Genomic DNA, 16,620 nt, shown 5'->3' with positions numbered 1-16,620 from the left:
CATTTTAGGGACCTGTCACAGAACGGTTCACAAGACGCGGCTCCACAAAGAGGCGGATCGCGGCATCAATATGTTCCCAGTCGGCGAGATGGCTGCTGGAGAAGCGGTAGAGGACGCTGAGATCCTTGCCGACCTTGATGTCGCGCTGACAATCTCCGCTTGCGGCCTTGTCCTGAGTTGAAGGCAATATGCAGCGCACGACGTAGTCCGGCCCGCCTTTGACCGGTGCCGTGAGCAGCACTTCTCCGCCATAACCGGCGTCGGCGCGAAGTCGATGGAGGGTCAATCCGTCCCGGAACGGCTCGGCTGCTCCTTCGATCAGATGCGAATAGATCGGCTCCAGCCGGCCGGACATGTCGCGCGACATGGTGCTTTGAGTGATTTGCAGGAAGATGAGGCTGGAGGATTGGGCGATGTCGTCGAATCGCAGATGGTTGTCCTTGCCGTAACCCTGCATGGAGGGCCAGGCGAGGTAGAGATCGACGCGTTCGGCGGCGCCGTCATGCCTCTGGCTCGGGAAGCGTATGGTATTTTCGGGGAATTTCACGGTGTCGCGGCCGATGGTCAGCGTGATTTCTGTCGTGCTGTCGGTATTGCCGGCAAGGGAGATGTGCCGGCCGAACCAACGGCCGGCGATGCTGATGGCGACGGTCAGGACCGCCAGGACTGATATCACCGCCATCGTGCGCAGGAGCAACCTCATGGAAAGAAGCGGCTGCTCGTCGGGTGCGCTTTGGGCGGCTTGGCTCATGGCGGTTCTTCGCGTTTCGGTCCGCCGCAGGAAGAACATGAGCCGCCGGTGCCGATGATGAATCTGATCGCCATCATCGAACCGGCAGGGTTAATACTTCGCTAAGATTTGGGTCGCACCGGGATGGACCCTTGTCCCAAAAAGGAGCGAGCCGTTCCCGGGACAGCGGGAACGGCTCTTGGGCACCGGTCGGGGACGGGATGCGGGGACTGACCGGGCCGAAACCTGTGCCGGCTTTGCCGGCGGGCTGGCTTACCTGACGCTGCCGACCGCGACAGCGCGGCCGTCCTGAAGCTTCGACCAGCGGGCCGGATCGGTGGCGGATTGGCGCTTCAGATAGGTGTATTCGGTGTCCGACCACAGCAGCACCTTGTTGCGCATGTTGTCGAGAATGAAGTCGCCGTGATCGGTGCGGACCGTCAGCACGGCATGACCTTCGCCGTTCGGCTGCAGCACGACGGTGATCAGCGTGTCGGATGGCGAGAAGCCGTCCTCGATCAGCATCTTGCGCTTCAGCAGGGCATAGTCCTCGCAATCGCCGACGGTTGTGGGATATGCCCAGCGTTCCTCGACACCGTAGATCTGTTCGTCCGTCTCCGGCTGGATCGACGAATTGACCGTGTAGTTGATTTTGAGAATTTCCTTCCAGCGATCCTCCGTGAGGACGGCCGGCCCGGCATCGCCGCCGGCATAGGTGCATTCCGCCGGATTGGCCTTGCAGAATTCATAGTGTCCGATCGGCGGGCTGGCATTGCCCGCCAGTGCCATGCTGCCGGGCGTTGCCTGTCCCGAGCTCGCCATTGCCATCATGATCGCACTGGCCAGAAGGCCGCCTTTCAGGATGTTCGCAGTTGTCATTGCCGTCTCCCCTAAGTTGAGACGACAATGACATGGACGTTTTTATCCCACGCAAAATTACGCAATAGAATTAAATGCTTAGTTGAATCAAATGCCGATAAAACTTGGCTCGAATGCGAATAAAATTCAGCGCGTATTTGTGTCGAAATCGATTAAAATTGCAGTGGACGCGACAAGGACTTCGCCCAGGGAAAGCCTGCGTTGCCGTTGCGTCGTTAAGAGTTTTCGCTGAGCCGGATAAAAGCCGGCGCCGCCGCGGCGGGATGCTTGCGGTGGCGATGCCGGTGGAATCGGCCGGTTGGAACGGGCCGAAAGCAGAATATCGCTCGGATTCCGGGGTTCGGCATTAAAATTATTTTTGAGGAAAATCGCGAAATCGATCGGTGGCGGCGACGATTGCCGCACTCATATCGGGGTTTGCAGTGGAATGGGAAGCGTGCGGAAGGATTACGAGCTCGCTTTCCGGCCCGCCGTGCAGGACGAGCGCCGTCCGCCCCATCGGGCTGCCGCAGGCTTCCCAATAGATCAGGTTGCCGTCACCCGCATCGAGCAGGCCGTGATCACAGGGTTCGATTTCCGGGTAGAGGGCTGGCATCGGTGCACCTGCGGTCGAGGCGGACCTTATCCATCATGTTCATGACGAAGGGAAGATGGACGGCCGACGGAAATTCCTCGATGCAAGATTCTGCCTAATTTCGCGCGGCCGCTTCGGCCCGACCGGTGTCGCAGCTTGTTCCACTCATAATTCTACCTGATTTACTGATTGGAACGACTTGCGACAGGATTTCGCGCCAGCCTTCCAAAGCCGGATCTGCCGCCGCTTGCAGATCGCTTGCCGTGGTGCTTCCCGCTTTCAACACGACTCGACCCGGTGCGCCCCGGACCTAGCACGCGCTTTCGAAGCAATCGGCCACGAATTGATCCGCCGCAGGGCATCGTGATTTTTAGGCTGTCAGAGGAATTCGCGCAGTGTCTCGCGGGACTGGATCGACAAGAATTCGATCGCCACGCCTTCGACGAAGTGACGCACGACGCGGCCGCGCATGTTACCGAGGCGCACCGCCGTTCCGATCGAGGGACGCATCTCGACATCGATGGCGGCGCCCGACAGCGACAGGTCCATGATGCGGCAGGTATAGCGCGTGCCATCCTCGAGCGTGAGTTCGGTCTTTGTATCACGCGGCGTCAGACGGTCGTGGCGACGATCTTCCGGCAGGCCGAGCTCGTGCTTGTTGGCAAGCCAGGTGAGCTGGGCAGCGAGCTTCTCGCGCTTGCGCTCGGTGGCATTGATCGACATGGTAAAGCCGCGGCCGTCGAGCGTCTGGACATAACCTTCGACGCGCCCGAGATGGTCGATATAGGCGACGACGCGTTCGTTGGCGCGCGGCCGGCCGGTGCAGGTGACGTACATATCGCCGGGCGACATATCGATCACCATGCATTCGAATTCCTCGTAATTCGCAAGCATCAGCCGGCCCTGCATATTGATCGGCACGCGCTGAAAAACGCCTTGTTCAGGGCGCGGCGCAGGTCGTTGCGTCTGAGCTGGCTGGAACGAGTGCATCAAAGGGCTTCTTCATAAAAACTGGAGAGATTAATCCTTACCTCCAATCCATTAACAGAAGGTTGTTTCGCCTTATTGTGACATGGCCGAAAACGAGTGCGCGCCTTGTCCTGAAACGAGACGCTCAACGCGCCTCGGCACTCAGCAGCTGTGACACCATGCGGCGCATGGCCTGGCCGAATCCGATGCCTTTTGCCGCGACGACCTCGTTGATCGAGCGCAGTTCGGCTGGCGCGGCCTTGCTGAATTTTTCCGGCAGCAGACGGCTGCGGTCGAGCGCCAGGAATTCCAGCGGCACGATTTCCAGCCAGCTCGCAGCCGCCGTCGGTGCGATCGCGCCGAGCAGCCGGTCGCAGGCGCCATCCGGCGAGCGCAGCGGCATCATGATGATCTCGAAGGAGGCCTGATGACCGACGGTGCTGTAGCCGGTGGTGTTGAACAGGGCCGGCATGGCATGGTTCATGACGCCCATCGCCGTGCGTTCAATGTCCGCATGCTGGCCATGCGCCCAAAGCGACGAAAAACGTTCACCGCGCAGGTCGCGCCCGAAGAAATCGCAGATGCGGGTGCCTGCGAGCCGGAAAACGATGTCTCCGCCGTCGCGCGTCTCAAGGATGAAGAGACTTTGCAGAAGATGGGGAACGGCAGAGGGTTCGACCTGTGATTTCAGCGGCGCATCGGCAGCGCCGCGGATACGGTTCCAATAGTCAAAAATTTCGATGGTCGTTTGCACACGCATTTCACACCAACCTGTCCCATTCCGGAGCATTTTCGGGCAGTCATTGCCCGTACAGCTTCTACCTTGCGGATTTCATGCCAGATCCAGGCCGTTAAGGTTAAGAAAGGGTTTCGGTTGAGGCGCGACGTCTGTCGTGACAATGTCCAGCCATCGCTTCGACTTTCGGAGTTCAGCACGATCTGCCGATCCTGGGTCTTTTCAGGAATTCGGGTTACGCCGCCCGGCACTACGGGCGGCTTTTTTTTTGACAGGCGCTCCTGTATGGCTGAGGCCCTCAACGAGGCGATAAAGATGAACGAGCAGACGGGCGAGCCAGACAAGACGCCCGGACTTTCCGAGGCCCGGCCGCCGGCGCGGCCCCCCCGCGTGCCGGTCTTCAACCTTCCGCCGGCGCTGCTCTTCAGCCTTTGTCTGCTCATCCTTATCTATGCGGTGCAGGCGCTCGTTCTCTCGGACGATGCAGTGGGCTGGCTGCTGTTTACCTTCGGTTTCGTCCCCGCTCGCTACGTGATTCCGTTGTCGCAGCAGGGGCTGGAGCTGTTCTGGACGCCCGTTACCTATTCGCTGCTGCACGGCAGCACCCAGCATATCCTCTTCAATGCCTTCTGGCTGATGGCCTTCGGAGCGCCGGTCGTGCGCCGCATCGGCACGTTACGGTTCCTGTTCTTCTGGATCTTGTCCGCCGTCGCTTCCGCCGCCCTGCATGCGATCCTCAATTGGGGAGACGTATCGCTGCTGATCGGCGCATCGGGCGTCATTTCCGGGCTGATGGGGGCTGCCTGCCGATTCGCCTTTCCGGCCGATCGGCGACCGATGCCGGTGGCGCATCTCAACGCCCGGCTTTCCATCATTGACGCCCTGAAGAGCCGGACCGTCGTCATTTTCATGCTTCTCTGGCTGGTCGGCAACGCGCTCATCGCCGCCGGCATTCCGCTCGTCGGCGACAGCGACCAGGAGATCGCCTGGGACGCGCATATCGGCGGCTTCGTCTTCGGCTTCCTTTTGTTTTCGCTGTTTGACCGGGCGCCACGGCCGCCTGCAGAACCGGCGGGAACGGAGAAGGATATGTTGCAATCCTAAGCCGGGCAGTGCACCATCGAACGATCCGCGATTGGGGGGAGCAACCGCCGCGGATGCCTGTGACACACGTCACAGGCTCGACATAGGAGGTTCGAATGACCAGTTCAGTCAAAGCAATCCTCGACCTGAAGGGCAGGGACGTCATCACCGCCGGGCCGAACACCACTGTCGCCGAGGCGGCCGCCATTCTGAGCAAGAAGAAGATCGGCGCTATCGTCGTCGTCGGCATGGAGAACCGGATTTCGGGCATGTTCACCGAGCGCGATCTGGTGCATGCCATCGCCAAGCACGGCAAGGATGGCCTCGATCAGCCGCTCTCTCAGCTCATGACTTCAAAGGTCTACCGCTGCCACGAGGAGACGACCGTCAACGAGTTGATGGAACTGATGACCAGCCGCCGCTTCCGCCACGTGCCGGTGGAAAGCAACGGCAAGCTTGCCGGCATCATCTCGATCGGCGACGTGGTGAAATCCCGGATCGCCGAAGTTGAGCGCGAGGCCGAGGACATCAAGGCCTATATCGCCGGCTGAAGTTTCGGTTTTTTGAATGATGCCGTCGTCCCAGCCGCCGTCGCGGGACGACGCCTCATGGAGGGCTGGCGTAGACTTCCTGCATGCGCTTGATCTCGGGAAGCCTGGCTCTCGCTTCCTCATAGCCGCGTTCGATCGCCTCGCCTGCGCGGTGGAATTCCGAAAGGCCGATATAGCTCAGGCGTGGCTGCAGTGAAATATCGGGCGGATCGCCGGCAAGGCGGGCGCGGGCAATCCTGTCCTGGATGATGTTGAAAGCCTGCACCATGACTCCGGTCATGCCGAGGCGGGCATAGGGCGCCTCTTCCTGTTTCTGCAATTCCTGCTGCGAGAGGCTGGCATTGTGCCGGACGACCGCCGAGCGGCCGTAGAGATCGTAGTTGAGATTGACGGCGACCACCAGCGGCTGCTCATAGGCGCGGCAGACAGAGACGGGAACCGGATTGACGAGCGCGCCGTCGACCAGAGTGCGGTGATTGCTGCGGACCGGCTCGAAGATACCGGGCAGCGCATAGGAGGCACGCAGCGCCGTGATCAGCGAACCATTGGCGATCCAGACCTCGTGGCCGGTATTGACCTCGGCGGCGACCGCGACGAACGGCCGGTCCAGATCCTCGACGTTCAGGCCCTCGAGATGCTCCTGCATACGCTTGGTCAGCCGCATGCCGCCGAACAGGCCGCTGCCGCCGATCGTCAGATCGAGCAGACTGGCGATGCGGCGCATGGTCAGCGAGCGCGCGAAGCTTTCGAGTTCATCGAGCTTGCCGGCGAGATAACAGCCGCCGACCAGCGCGCCGATCGATGTCCCGGCGATCATGCCGATTTCGATTTTCGCTTCGTCGAGGGCGCGCAACACGCCGATATGGGCCCAGCCGCGGGCGGCGCCGCCGCCAAGCGCGAGTGCGATCTTGATTTTGTTGACAGGCGCGGGCGCAGGGATCGTCTCGAGTATCGTCGACATGCCGGAACCGGAGCCTTCGCCTTCAGCGCTTTGACGGTGCAGACTCCAATTCAGCATTGCGCTCTCCCCTCCAGCAGAACACGTATGTCACGATAGTGTGCCCGATCGGTTGCCAAAAGGTATATAGAACCGGTTTCTGGCACAATAAGGGGCAAATGCGGGGACTTTCAGTCTATTTTCCGTAGACCTCGTGCGGATCGAAATGACGCTCGTCGTCGACAATGTCGAGCATCGGCTTTCCGTCGCGCAGCGTCACCGTCCGATAGAAGCAGGAACGGCGGCCGGTGTGACAGGTGGCGTCATGGCCGGCGACCTCGACCTTCAACCAGATGGCGTCCTGGTCGCAATCGGTTCGAATTTCCTTCACCGTCTGAAGATTGCCCGAGGTCTCGCCCTTTTTCCAGATCTTGCCACGCGACCGGCTGAAATAATGGGCCGTGCCCGTCTGGATGGTCAGCGCCAGGGCCTGGGCGTTCATATGCGCCACCATCAGCAGTTCGCCATCGCCGGCGTCGGTGACGATCGCGGTGATCAGGCCGCGGTCGTCGAAACGCGGCGTGAAATCGCCGGCGTCTTCCAACGCCGACTTGTCCTCGGATGGTTGATTGAAGATCAGTTGACTCATTTCGGCCCTCCTGAGGGAGCCGGTATCAGCGGCTCCGCACCATGCTCATGAAACGGGCCTGATCGGCCGGTTCGGTCTTGAACGTTCCGGTAAACGTCGTGGTCAAGGTGGTCGAACCCTGCTTCTGAACGCCACGCATCGCCATGCACATATGTTCGGCCTCGATCAGTACGGCAACACCCCGCGGATTGAGCGTATCGTCGATGGCCCGGGCAATCTGGGCCGTCATCGTTTCCTGGGTCTGCAGGCGCCGGCCATAAATCTCGACGACACGAGCAATCTTCGACAGGCCGAGGACGCGGCCATCAGGCATGTAGGCGACGTGGGCCTTGCCGATGATCGGCACCATATGGTGTTCGCAATGCGAGTAGAACGGAATGTCCTTGACAAGGACCATGTCGTCGTAACCGGCGACTTCCTCGAAGGTTCGGCCAAGCACATCCTCCGGCGCCATGTCGTAACCGGCAAAAAGCTCGCGGTACGCTTTGGCGACACGGGCTGGCGTCTCGATGAGGCCTTCGCGCGTCGGATCGTCACCGGCCCAGCGCAACAGAACGCGAACGGCTTCCTCGGCCTCCTGCTGGGAAGGGCGGTCCGAGTCGCGGTTCGGCTGCGGAAAGTTCTTTACGATGGCGTCCATGATCAATGGTCTCCTGGCCCGCGTCGCGGACCCATCTGTCGGAATCGCCACTGGTCAGTCCCATGCGGGAATTCATGCACCTTTGGCAGGCTCCGGGGCTTTCAGGGCTAATTCAAGCGCCCATCCGGCACGGTTTCCCAATCAAACTTACACAAGGCCATTGCATTTTCATGGCCTTGGAACGACATACATATAGGAAGACGGCCATTATATGTAAGTATCCTCAGATGACACGGTGTGTTTTTTGTTTCAACGACAATGACAGCCCGATCTAGGCCGATCCGCAGCGATTTTGGAGCGGAAATCCAGCATGGACGACATCTACAACAGCAAAATCCTCGAATTCGCCGGCAATATTCCGTTGACCGGGACGCTTGATGATGCCGATGCGACCGCCCAGGCGCACTCCAGGCTTTGCGGCTCAAAGGTGCGGATCTGGCTGAAGATGGATGGCGATGTCGTGACCGGTTTTTCCCATGACGTGAAGGCCTGTGCGCTCGGCCAGGCCTCGTCCTCGATCATGGCCCGCCATGTTGTCGGCGCGACATCGGGCGAATTGCGGCAGGCGCGTCTGGACATGCTCGCCATGCTGAAGGCGGATGGGGCAGGGCCCGGCGGACGGTTCGAAGACATGCGTTATCTCCTGCCCGTGCGGGACTACAAGGCCCGCCATGCTTCGACGATGCTGACCTTCGACGCGGTCGTCGACGCGATCGGGCAGATCGAGGCGAAACAGGCGGAAGTTGTCGAGGCGTAACCGAGATGTGCGAGTTCTGCGTCCGGCAGGCTGACGATGAGGACGATGGCGGCGCGGCCGGATCGAGACGGCCGATCGAAAAATCCGCACGCTGCTCCCGCAATTATAGCGGGCCGTTCCGCAAGACCCCGGACCGCCTGCTCGGCATGGGGCTTATCCGTCTCTATCAGCTGACGCTTTCCGGCTTTGTCGGCAACTCCTGCCGCCATATCCCGACCTGTTCGGAATATGGTTACGAGTCGATCGCCCGTCACGGATTATGGGCTGGCGGCTGGATGACGCTGTTTCGCGTCGGCCGCTGCGGTCCGGGCGGCACCAGCGGCCTCGACCCGGTGCCTGAGACACTCGGCAACGATTTTCGCTGGTGGACCCCATGGCGCTATCTCGCCCTTGGACGCAAGAATGGGTGAACGCAGTGACGATGCTCAGCGAACATCATTGTGTTTCGGAGGTCAGGGCAGCGATGATGCGAGAGGCGCGGTCACTGTTCGGTGACTACGACTGCGAGGAGGAGAGCGAGTGGCCATGAGCATGTTTGTCGCCCTCCTGCACAGCATCGTGCTCTCGCCCGACCGCCGGGTGATCATGGAAGACTTGCGCGCGCTTGCCAGAGAACTCGGCTATCGCGAGCCGCGCACGCTGGTTTCAACGGGCAATCTGGTTTTCGAGGCCGACCAAATACGTCCGCATGAACTCGAGGTCGCGCTGGAAGAGGGTTTCGAAGAGAAGTTCGGCAAACATGTCGATATCATCGTGCGCAGCGACTGCACCTGGATGGCGCTCTGCGGCACCAATCCCTTCCGGGACGGCAGCGGAGACCAGGTGATCGTCCGGGTGATGCGCCTGCCGATCGATCCTGAGAAGGTGGAGGCGCTGAAACCGCTGATGGCGGAAGGGCAACGCCTCGCCGTCGTCGGCGGCGATCTCTGGATCGATTTCGCCGGCAAACCGAGCCAATCGAAACTGCTTTCGGCGCTGACGACCAAGCGCCTCGGCGTCGGAACCATGCGCAACTGGAACACCGTTTGCGGTCTTGCGCAGATGATCATGTGAGCCGGCTGCTTCTTTACTCCCGGGCGAAATCTGAGTATCAGGCGGCAGCGCATCGAACAAAGAGAAGCGCTGTCGTTGCAACCACCCGCATTCGTTGGCGGGACTGGACAAGGAGAATTTCGATGTCTGAAGTCATTTCCCTAACATTCCCTGATGGTTCCATGCGCAGCTTCCCGGCTGGCGCCACCGGCCGGGATGTCGCCGAATCCATTTCCAAGTCGCTCGCCAAGAGCGCCGTCGCCATTGCGATCGACGGCGGCGTGCGCGACCTTTCCGATGCCGTTACCGACGGCAAGATCGAGATCATTACCCGCAAGGACCCGCGCGCGCTGGAACTCATCCGCCATGACGCCGCGCACGTGATGGCCGAAGCCGTGCAGGAGCTTTGGCCCGGCACGCAGGTAACGATCGGTCCCGTCATCGAGAACGGCTTCTATTACGACTTTGCCAAGAACGAACCCTTCACGCCCGACGATCTGCCGAAGATCGAAAAGAAGATGAAGGAAATCATCGCCCGCAACGCGCCGTTCACCAAGCAGATCTGGTCGCGTGAAAAGGCCAAGGAAGTCTTCGCCGCCAAGGGCGAACAGTACAAGGTCGAGCTCGTCGATGCGATCCCGGAAGGGCAGGATCTGAAGATCTACAACCAGGGCGAATGGTTCGACCTTTGCCGCGGCCCGCATATGGCCTCCACCGGCCAGGTCGGCACCGCCTTCAAGCTGATGAAGGTCGCCGGCGCCTACTGGCGCGGCGACAGCAACAACGCCATGCTGTCTCGCATCTACGGCACGGCATGGGCAGACCAGGCCGATCTCGACAACTACCTGCATATGCTGGCCGAAGCCGAGAAGCGCGACCATCGCAAGCTCGGCCGCGAGATGGACCTCTTCCACTTCCAGGAGGAAGGCCCGGGCGTCGTCTTCTGGCATGGCAAGGGCTGGCGCATCTTCCAGACGCTCGTCGCCTATATGCGCCGCCGACTCGCTGTTGATTATGAAGAAGTCAACGCGCCGCAGGTGCTCGACACCTCGCTTTGGGAAACGTCGGGTCACTGGGGCTGGTATCAGGAGAACATGTTCGCCGTGAAATCGGCGCATGCGATGACGCATCCGGAAGACAAGGAGGCTGATAACCGCGTCTTTGCGCTGAAGCCGATGAACTGCCCCGGTCATGTGCAGATCTTCAAGCATGGCCTGAAGTCCTATCGCGAACTGCCGATCCGTCTGGCGGAATTCGGTCTCGTGCATCGCTACGAGCCTTCGGGCGCACTGCATGGCCTGATGCGGGTGCGCGGCTTCACGCAGGACGACGCGCACATCTTCTGCACGGACGAGCAGATGGCGGCCGAATGCCTGAAGATCAACGATCTCATCCTGTCGGTCTACGAAGACTTCGGCTTCAAGGAAATCGTCGTCAAGCTTTCCACCCGGCCGGAAAAGCGCGTCGGCTCCGATGCTCTCTGGGATCGCGCCGAAGCCGTCATGACCGATGTCCTGAAGACGATCGAGGCGCAGTCCGAGGGCCGCATCAAGACCGGCATCCTGCCGGGGGAGGGCGCCTTCTACGGGCCGAAGTTCGAATATACGCTGAAGGACGCGATCGGCCGCGAATGGCAGTGCGGCACGACGCAGGTCGACTTCAACCTGCCGGAACGCTTCGGCGCCTTCTACATCGACAGCAACTCCGAAAAGACGCAGCCAGTGATGATCCACCGCGCCATCTGCGGCTCGATGGAGCGGTTCCTCGGCATCCTCATCGAGAACTTCGCCGGTCACATGCCGCTCTGGGTATCGCCGCTGCAGGTGGTGGTCGCAACGATCACTTCCGAAGCTGACGCCTATGGGCTTGAAGTCGCCGAGGCGCTGCGCGATGCCGGCCTCAACGTCGAGACCGACTTCCGCAACGAGAAGATCAACTACAAGATCCGCGAGCACTCGGTCACCAAGGTTCCTGTCATCATCGTCTGCGGCAGGAAGGAGGCCGAGGAGCGCACGGTCAACATCCGCCGCCTCGGCAGCCAGGACCAGGTTTCGATGGAGCTTGACGCCGCCGTCGAGAGCCTCATGCTCGAGGCGACGCCGCCCGACGTCCGTCGCAAGGCCGAGGCAAAGAAAGTCAAGGCGGCCTGAAAATAGGGGGAATACGACAGCGCCGATTTCGGCGCTGTCGGAAATGTCTTTCGCGAGGGGCAGCCACTCGTGCGCCTCCCGTCTCCACTTCCAAATCTTCCTGCCAATGAATGAAATGCGCGCTTAGTCTAGCGGTATCGGCCAATGCGTAGATCCAAAATGGTAGCGTCGTTGCGCGTCTGATCAGACGCGCGGCGCTGCAGAACGCCGGCCGATCGGCTTGATCGCTGGTACGCCGCAGAAGCGTGCCCGGCAGAATCAATCCAGGCTGGCGCCGTCGCCGCCGCCCTGCGGCACGAGCTGTTCGTAGGAGGGCAGAGGCTCCTCCGGAGCCGGCTGGACACCCGGGGGCGGCGGCGTGCCGGCCGGCGCCTGCTGCACCGTGCGGGCCGCCGGGCTCTCGGGCTGTTGCGGCTGCTGGTCCTTCATCAGAACTTCGACATCGGTATTCCGGCCGGCAACCACTGTAAAATCGCGCTGATAGATCTTGTCCTTGTTGCGGGCGACGGCCGAGTATTCGCCTTCGGCAAGGACCATGGTCGGGAAGGCGCTGACGCTTTCGCCGACACTGTCGCCGGCTGCCGTCAGGATCGACCAGGCGGTGTCGGCGATCGCCTCGCCGCCGGCTTCGGAGACCAGCTTGAAGGTCATCTGGGCGGCGCGGTGCTGGATCGTTGCCTCTGTGAGCTTGCCGGCCTCGACCTGGATGTCCGCGCGGATGACGGCGTTGACGCTGCCATATTCGGAAACGATGTGATAGGTGCCGGCATTGAGGCGCACGACAGTGTTCGGCGAGACATCGGCCACGACGAGGCCGCGCTCACCGTCGTCGCGCACTTCCGAGGAATAGATCGAGAAACTCAACTGGTCGGGGCGGATGCGGGCATCGGTGCCGGAGACGGCGTTGAGCAGCAAGCCGCCGGCATCGAGGACCATCACCTGCTTGTCGACCTCGCCGTCAGCGGGCACGGTCAACTTCTTTGTGACGCCGGCGCGGCCGAAGGAGACATTGACGAAATAATCGCCCGGCGCGAGTTGGAAGGCAGCGGGTCCGCCCTTGGCGCTGGCGATCAGCGGCAGCTTGCCGTCGGTGCCAGCGATCGGGCTGAAGACATACCAGGAAAGCCCATCCTCGACAGGCGTACCGTCGGCCGTCAGCTTGGCTTCCATTTCGATGTCGCGCAGCTTGGCTCCTTCGGGCGCGGTGCCGGGCGCAATGAAGGCGTTGAGCTTCGGCATCTTCGATGTCGAATCGAGCTGTTTGAAGTCCTTGAAGGCATCCTGCGCACCGGCGCCGACGGGCATCAATACCATCAGCGCGATGGCGAGGCCGATGCGTGCAAGAGGCGAAATGCCAAACATCTGTTTCGTGAACCGATTGACTTCTGAAATCGCAAAGGCCACTTCAAGACCAACGCGATGGCAAATTCAAGACCCACGCTTTGCAGCAGCATAAAAATGAAAGTTTCTCCCGCATGAAATCCGATATCAAGCTGATCGATTACCTAGCCGTGCGTCGTTCGATCCCCGCTTTCCAGATGTGCGAACCCGGCCCCGAAAAAGCCGAGATCGAAGAGATCCTGCGGCTTGCTTCGCGTGTTCCCGACCACGGCAAGATCGCCCCTTGGCGCTTCATCGTCTATCGCGGAGATGAGCGTGCGCGCCTCGGCGAGGAGCTTCTCAAACTGGCGCTCGAGACCAAGCCGGAGCTTTCCGAAGAGATGATCCAGGTCGAGCGCACCCGCTTCACCCGAGCGCCGGTCGTCGTCGCCGTCGTCAGCAAGGCGGGGCCGCATATCAAGATCCCGGAATGGGAGCAGCTGATGTCGGCGGGCGCACTCTGCCTCAATGTCATTCTCGCCGCCAATGCCAGCGGCTACGTCGCCAACTGGCTGACGGAATGGTTCGCCTATGACCAGCGCGCCTATCCGCTGCTCGGCCTCGAGTCCGGCGAAAAGGTGGCTGGCTTCATCCATATCGGCTCAACGACATTTCCGGCGATCGAACGGCCGCGGCCGGAGCTTGCCGATACCGTGACCTGGGTCGGCGGAGCGGACTGATGTTCTACACCACCGACAGCAATCGACACGGGCTCGCACATGATCCCTTCAAGGCGATCGTATCGCCGCGGCCGATCGGCTGGATCGGCAGCAAGGGCAGGGACGGCTCGGTCAATCTTGCTCCCTATTCCTTTTTCAACGCCGTTGCCGACCGGCCGAAACTGGTGATGTTTTCCTCCGCCGGTCGCAAGGACAGCCAGCGCAATGCGGCGGAGACCGGCGCCTTCACCTGCAATTTCGTCAGCCGCGATCTCGCCGAAAAGATGAATCGCTGATCGGCGGCGCTGCCTTACGGCAACAGCGAATTCGATTTCGCCGGGCTGACGCCGAGACAGTCCGAACTGATCGACGCGCCCTATGTCGGTGAGGCATATGCCGTGCTCGAATGCAGGGTCACCGAGATCATCGAGCCGAAGACATTATCGGGTGCGCCGTCCGAAAACATTCTCGTCTTCGGCGAGGTGGTCGGCATCCATATCGACGAGGCGATCGTCAGGGACGGCCGCCTCGACATGTCGATCGCCCGGCCCGTCGCGCGCATGGGCTACATGGACTACAGCGAAGGCAGCGATGTTTTCGAGATGTTCCGGCCGCAGATGCCAAAGGTCTGAGCGCAAAGCATACAAAGGCTTAAGAAATATGGTGAACCAATCTTAAACCTTTTGTCGCTACGGTCACAGCATTGAATGGAACGCGTAACGAATCGCGTTCAAGTGCTGAGGCATCGCGTGATCGTAGAAGCTTTCCTTCGTTGGATAGAAACTGCCAAGACCGGCGACCGGGCCAGGGCCGCGAATGCGCTCGGTCGAGCCTATCTGCAATCCGAGATTAGCGGCGAGGAGCGGGCGGCAGCCGAGATGGCGATGACCTTTCTTCTCGATGACCCGTCGCCGCGTGTGCGGCTTGCGCTGGCCGAGGCGATCGCCTGGTCGCCCGACGCGCCGCGCAGCCTGATCCTTTCGCTTGCCGCGGACCAGCCCGAGGTTGCCTGCCACGCCGTCACCTGTTCGCCGCTTCTCAGCGACGCCGATCTCGTCGACCTCGCCGCACGCGGCAGCGGCGCCACCCGCATGCTGATTGCGGCCAGGGCCTATGTCACGCGCCCGGTCTCGGCTGCACTCGCGGAGGTCGGCGATGAAGACGAATTGCTCTGCCTGCTCGAAAACGACGGCGCGGCCATCTCCGGCCAGTCGTTGAAGCGCATCGCCGAGCGGCTTGGCGATTGTTGTGATATCCGCAACCTGCTGCTCGACCGCAGCGATCTTCCGGCCGATGCCCGCCAGCTGCTCACCCAGCATGTCAGCAATGCGCTGGTCGGCCTGCCGCTGGCGCAGGCGGCGATCGGCCTGCAGCGGCTCCAGCGCATCAGCCGCGAGGCGACCGAGGCAGCCATCGTTTCGATCGCCGGGGATATTGCGCCGCGGGAGATACCGGATCTCGTCGAGCATCTGCGCCTCAACGGCCGGCTGACGCCGTCCTTGCTAATGCATGCGCTCTGCGCTGGTAAGCTGGACTTTTTCGCTGCTGCGATCGTCGATCTGACGGCGTGCAGCGAGCGAAGGGTGCGCTCGATCCTGGCAACCGGGCGCATGCATGCCGTGCGCGCCCTCTACGAATCCGTCGGCCTGCCGAGGGATATCAGCGTGATCTTCGTCGAGGCGACGCTTCTGTGGCGCGAGGCCGCTCGAAAAGCCCCGGGCAGCGTGCTGGGCACCGTCGGCGGCCGTCTTCTCGAAAAATTCCGCCATCACCATGGCGCACACGGCGCGGCCGGAGAACTGCTCGACATGGTGGAAAAGCTTCACGTCGCCGAACAGCGACAATCGGCCCGTGTCTATGCGGCGCTTGCGGCGGCCTAGTCGTTCAGCCGGGTCACTACCCAGGAATAGCTGGCGGATACGAAATGCACGGGTTTGGACAGCGTCTCCTTGACGTCACGGCCGGATGGCAGATGTGAACGGACCTGGCCGGCGATGTTTTCAGCAAAGCTGGCGAGTCCTGTTGGTTCTTCAGGTGCCGCAGGAGCGGCGTCGCCCGCGGCGGCAGGCAAGGGCGCCGGTTTCGGGGGTGCGGCGGCGGCAAGCGCTTTCGGCGCCTCGCACACGGCGATCACCGAGGGATAGCTGGCATTGGCATAGGCCTTGAGCCGGCGTTCGGCTTCGGCATCGCAAGCGGTAACGGTCTCCCAGCGCTTGTCGACCGTCGCGACATAGCTGCATTGGCTGACGGAATCGTCGCAACCGAGAATGGTCATTGCGATGAGCACCGCTTGCATATTCTGCCTCCTTGGCTATTGAACCCTGAGATCGCCTTAGACGGCCCAATTCCAACCGAAAGAAGGCGAAGGCATTAACTCTTCGTCAGGTCAGCAAAAATTTGCGCCTCCCGCAAACATTGGAAACTAGCATGTCCGTCACCATCGCCCAGGAGCCGCCGCGCCAGGACGGCGTCATCCGCCTTCTCGATCTCTCCGACGCATATGCAGCGTCGCTCTATCCCGCGGAGAGCAACCACCTGGTCGACCTCTCCTTGCTGGAGAAACCTTCGGTAAGCTTCTTCGTCGCCCGCAATGAGGGGGCGATCGTCGGGTGCTGCGCGCTGGTCGAGGCCGGCGACGGCACGGCGGAGATCAAGCGCATGTTCGTTGACCCGCAGGCGAGGGGATTGAGGATTGCGAGCGGATTGATGAATGCGCTGGAGGCGATCGCGAGGGAAAAGCGGCTGACGGCAGTCCGGCTCGAGACCGGCATCTATCAGCCGGAGGCGATCGCCCTCTATCGCAAATACGGATATCGGGAGATCGAGGCTTTCGGCACCTATCTACCGGATCCGCTCAGCCTGTTCATGGAAAAGCGGCTGGGATAGCGGTCTTT

18 protein-coding genes and 2 pseudogenes are annotated in these 16,620 nt (G+C 61.4%); 10 read left to right on the top strand and 10 right to left on the bottom strand.

Annotated features, from left to right (window positions below; all coding sequences use genetic code 11):
- Positions 1-4: 4 nt before the first annotated feature.
- The 5 genes and pseudogenes from HJC04_RS29655 to HJC04_RS29635 form a co-directional block, all read right to left on the bottom strand.
- Positions 5-790, bottom strand: a complete 786-nt coding sequence (locus tag HJC04_RS29655; protein WP_221147721.1) for a hypothetical protein — start codon at positions 788-790, stop codon at positions 5-7.
- 213 nt (positions 791-1,003) lie between these two features.
- Positions 1,004-1,609, bottom strand: a complete 606-nt coding sequence (locus tag HJC04_RS29650; RefSeq protein WP_221147720.1) for a transglutaminase-like cysteine peptidase — start codon at positions 1,607-1,609, stop codon at positions 1,004-1,006.
- A 457-nt stretch (positions 1,610-2,066) separates the two neighbouring features.
- Positions 2,067-2,204, bottom strand: a pseudogene (locus tag HJC04_RS29645) (prolyl aminopeptidase); the annotation flags it as partial.
- Positions 2,205-2,561: 357 nt separating this feature from the next.
- Positions 2,562-3,173, bottom strand: coding sequence for a PilZ domain-containing protein (locus HJC04_RS29640; protein WP_210631233.1), 612 nt, complete (start codon positions 3,171-3,173; stop codon positions 2,562-2,564).
- 124 nt (positions 3,174-3,297) lie between these two features.
- The gene (locus tag HJC04_RS29635; protein WP_210631234.1) at positions 3,298-3,942 is read right to left on the bottom strand and encodes a PAS domain-containing protein; all 645 of its coding nucleotides are present in this window, start codon (positions 3,940-3,942) and stop codon (positions 3,298-3,300) included.
- Between the two features lie 261 nt (positions 3,943-4,203).
- On the opposite strand from HJC04_RS29635, the gene HJC04_RS29630 reads away from it, so the two are divergent.
- Positions 4,204-4,992 carry a rhomboid family intramembrane serine protease gene (locus tag HJC04_RS29630; RefSeq protein WP_221147728.1) on the top strand — a complete coding sequence of 263 codons (789 nt, stop codon included), beginning with the start codon at positions 4,204-4,206 and terminating at the stop codon, positions 4,990-4,992.
- A gap of 95 nt (positions 4,993-5,087) precedes the next feature.
- Positions 5,088-5,522, top strand: coding sequence for a CBS domain-containing protein (locus tag HJC04_RS29625; RefSeq protein WP_210631235.1), 435 nt, complete (start codon positions 5,088-5,090; stop codon positions 5,520-5,522).
- 55 nt (positions 5,523-5,577) lie between these two features.
- Here HJC04_RS29625 and HJC04_RS29620 read toward each other — a convergent pair whose 3' ends face one another.
- The 3 genes from HJC04_RS29620 to folE all read right to left on the bottom strand — a co-directional run bounded on the left by HJC04_RS29620 (position 5,578) and on the right by folE (position 7,748).
- Entirely contained in the window at positions 5,578-6,540 is a 963-nt protein-coding gene (locus HJC04_RS29620) for a patatin-like phospholipase family protein (RefSeq protein WP_210631236.1), read from the bottom strand.
- 115 nt (positions 6,541-6,655) lie between these two features.
- Positions 6,656-7,108, bottom strand: coding sequence for a phosphoribosyl-AMP cyclohydrolase (gene hisI, locus HJC04_RS29615; RefSeq protein WP_210631237.1), 453 nt, complete (start codon positions 7,106-7,108; stop codon positions 6,656-6,658).
- A gap of 25 nt (positions 7,109-7,133) precedes the next feature.
- Complete coding sequence (folE, locus tag HJC04_RS29610; RefSeq protein WP_064802729.1) at positions 7,134-7,748, bottom strand: GTP cyclohydrolase I FolE; 615 nt, start codon at positions 7,746-7,748, stop codon at positions 7,134-7,136.
- Positions 7,749-8,058: 310 nt separating this feature from the next.
- On the opposite strand from folE, the gene HJC04_RS29605 reads away from it, so the two are divergent.
- From HJC04_RS29605 to thrS, 4 genes are all read left to right on the top strand, one after another.
- Positions 8,059-8,505, top strand: coding sequence for an iron-sulfur cluster assembly scaffold protein (locus tag HJC04_RS29605; protein ID WP_210631238.1), 447 nt, complete (start codon positions 8,059-8,061; stop codon positions 8,503-8,505).
- Between the two features lie 5 nt (positions 8,506-8,510).
- Positions 8,511-8,915: a membrane protein insertion efficiency factor YidD gene (gene yidD, locus HJC04_RS29600; protein ID WP_221147719.1), complete on the top strand. Its 405-nt coding sequence runs from the start codon at positions 8,511-8,513 to the stop codon at positions 8,913-8,915.
- A gap of 115 nt (positions 8,916-9,030) precedes the next feature.
- The gene (locus tag HJC04_RS29595) at positions 9,031-9,558 is read left to right on the top strand and encodes a DUF1697 domain-containing protein (RefSeq protein WP_210631240.1); all 528 of its coding nucleotides are present in this window, start codon (positions 9,031-9,033) and stop codon (positions 9,556-9,558) included.
- Positions 9,559-9,680: 122 nt separating this feature from the next.
- Complete coding sequence (gene thrS, locus HJC04_RS29590; RefSeq protein ID WP_221147718.1) at positions 9,681-11,687, top strand: threonine--tRNA ligase; 2,007 nt, start codon at positions 9,681-9,683, stop codon at positions 11,685-11,687.
- A 258-nt stretch (positions 11,688-11,945) separates the two neighbouring features.
- Here thrS and HJC04_RS29585 read toward each other — a convergent pair whose 3' ends face one another.
- Positions 11,946-13,049: a hypothetical protein gene (locus HJC04_RS29585; RefSeq protein ID WP_210631242.1), complete on the bottom strand. Its 1,104-nt coding sequence runs from the start codon at positions 13,047-13,049 to the stop codon at positions 11,946-11,948.
- Positions 13,050-13,162: 113 nt separating this feature from the next.
- Here HJC04_RS29585 and HJC04_RS29580 point away from each other — a divergent pair, with 113 nt between their 5' ends.
- The 3 genes and pseudogenes from HJC04_RS29580 (at position 13,163) to HJC04_RS29570 (ending at position 15,606) form a co-directional block, all read left to right on the top strand.
- Positions 13,163-13,747 carry a nitroreductase gene (locus HJC04_RS29580; protein WP_210631243.1) on the top strand — a complete coding sequence of 195 codons (585 nt, stop codon included), beginning with the start codon at positions 13,163-13,165 and terminating at the stop codon, positions 13,745-13,747.
- Positions 13,747-14,358: pseudogene (locus HJC04_RS29575) on the top strand (flavin reductase family protein). The gene HJC04_RS29580 and the pseudogene HJC04_RS29575 overlap by 1 nt, the downstream one beginning before the upstream one ends.
- 102 nt (positions 14,359-14,460) lie before the next feature.
- Entirely contained in the window at positions 14,461-15,606 is a 1,146-nt protein-coding gene (locus tag HJC04_RS29570) for a DUF2336 domain-containing protein (RefSeq protein ID WP_221147717.1), read from the top strand.
- On the opposite strand, the gene HJC04_RS29565 is transcribed toward HJC04_RS29570, so the two are convergent.
- Complete coding sequence (locus HJC04_RS29565; RefSeq protein ID WP_221147716.1) at positions 15,603-16,022, bottom strand: hypothetical protein; 420 nt, start codon at positions 16,020-16,022, stop codon at positions 15,603-15,605. The two genes, HJC04_RS29570 and HJC04_RS29565, sit on opposite strands and share 4 nt — an antisense overlap.
- A gap of 131 nt (positions 16,023-16,153) precedes the next feature.
- Between HJC04_RS29565 and HJC04_RS29560 the strand changes: the two genes are divergently transcribed.
- Complete coding sequence (locus tag HJC04_RS29560; protein WP_221147715.1) at positions 16,154-16,612, top strand: GNAT family N-acetyltransferase; 459 nt, start codon at positions 16,154-16,156, stop codon at positions 16,610-16,612.
- Positions 16,613-16,620: the final 8 nt, after the last annotated feature.

This window comes from Rhizobium sp. NLR8a (genome assembly GCF_019685235.1).
In the GTDB taxonomy this organism is placed as follows: Bacteria; Pseudomonadota; Alphaproteobacteria; order Rhizobiales; family Rhizobiaceae; genus Rhizobium.
This window is presented reverse-complemented; position numbering and strand designations above follow the sequence as displayed.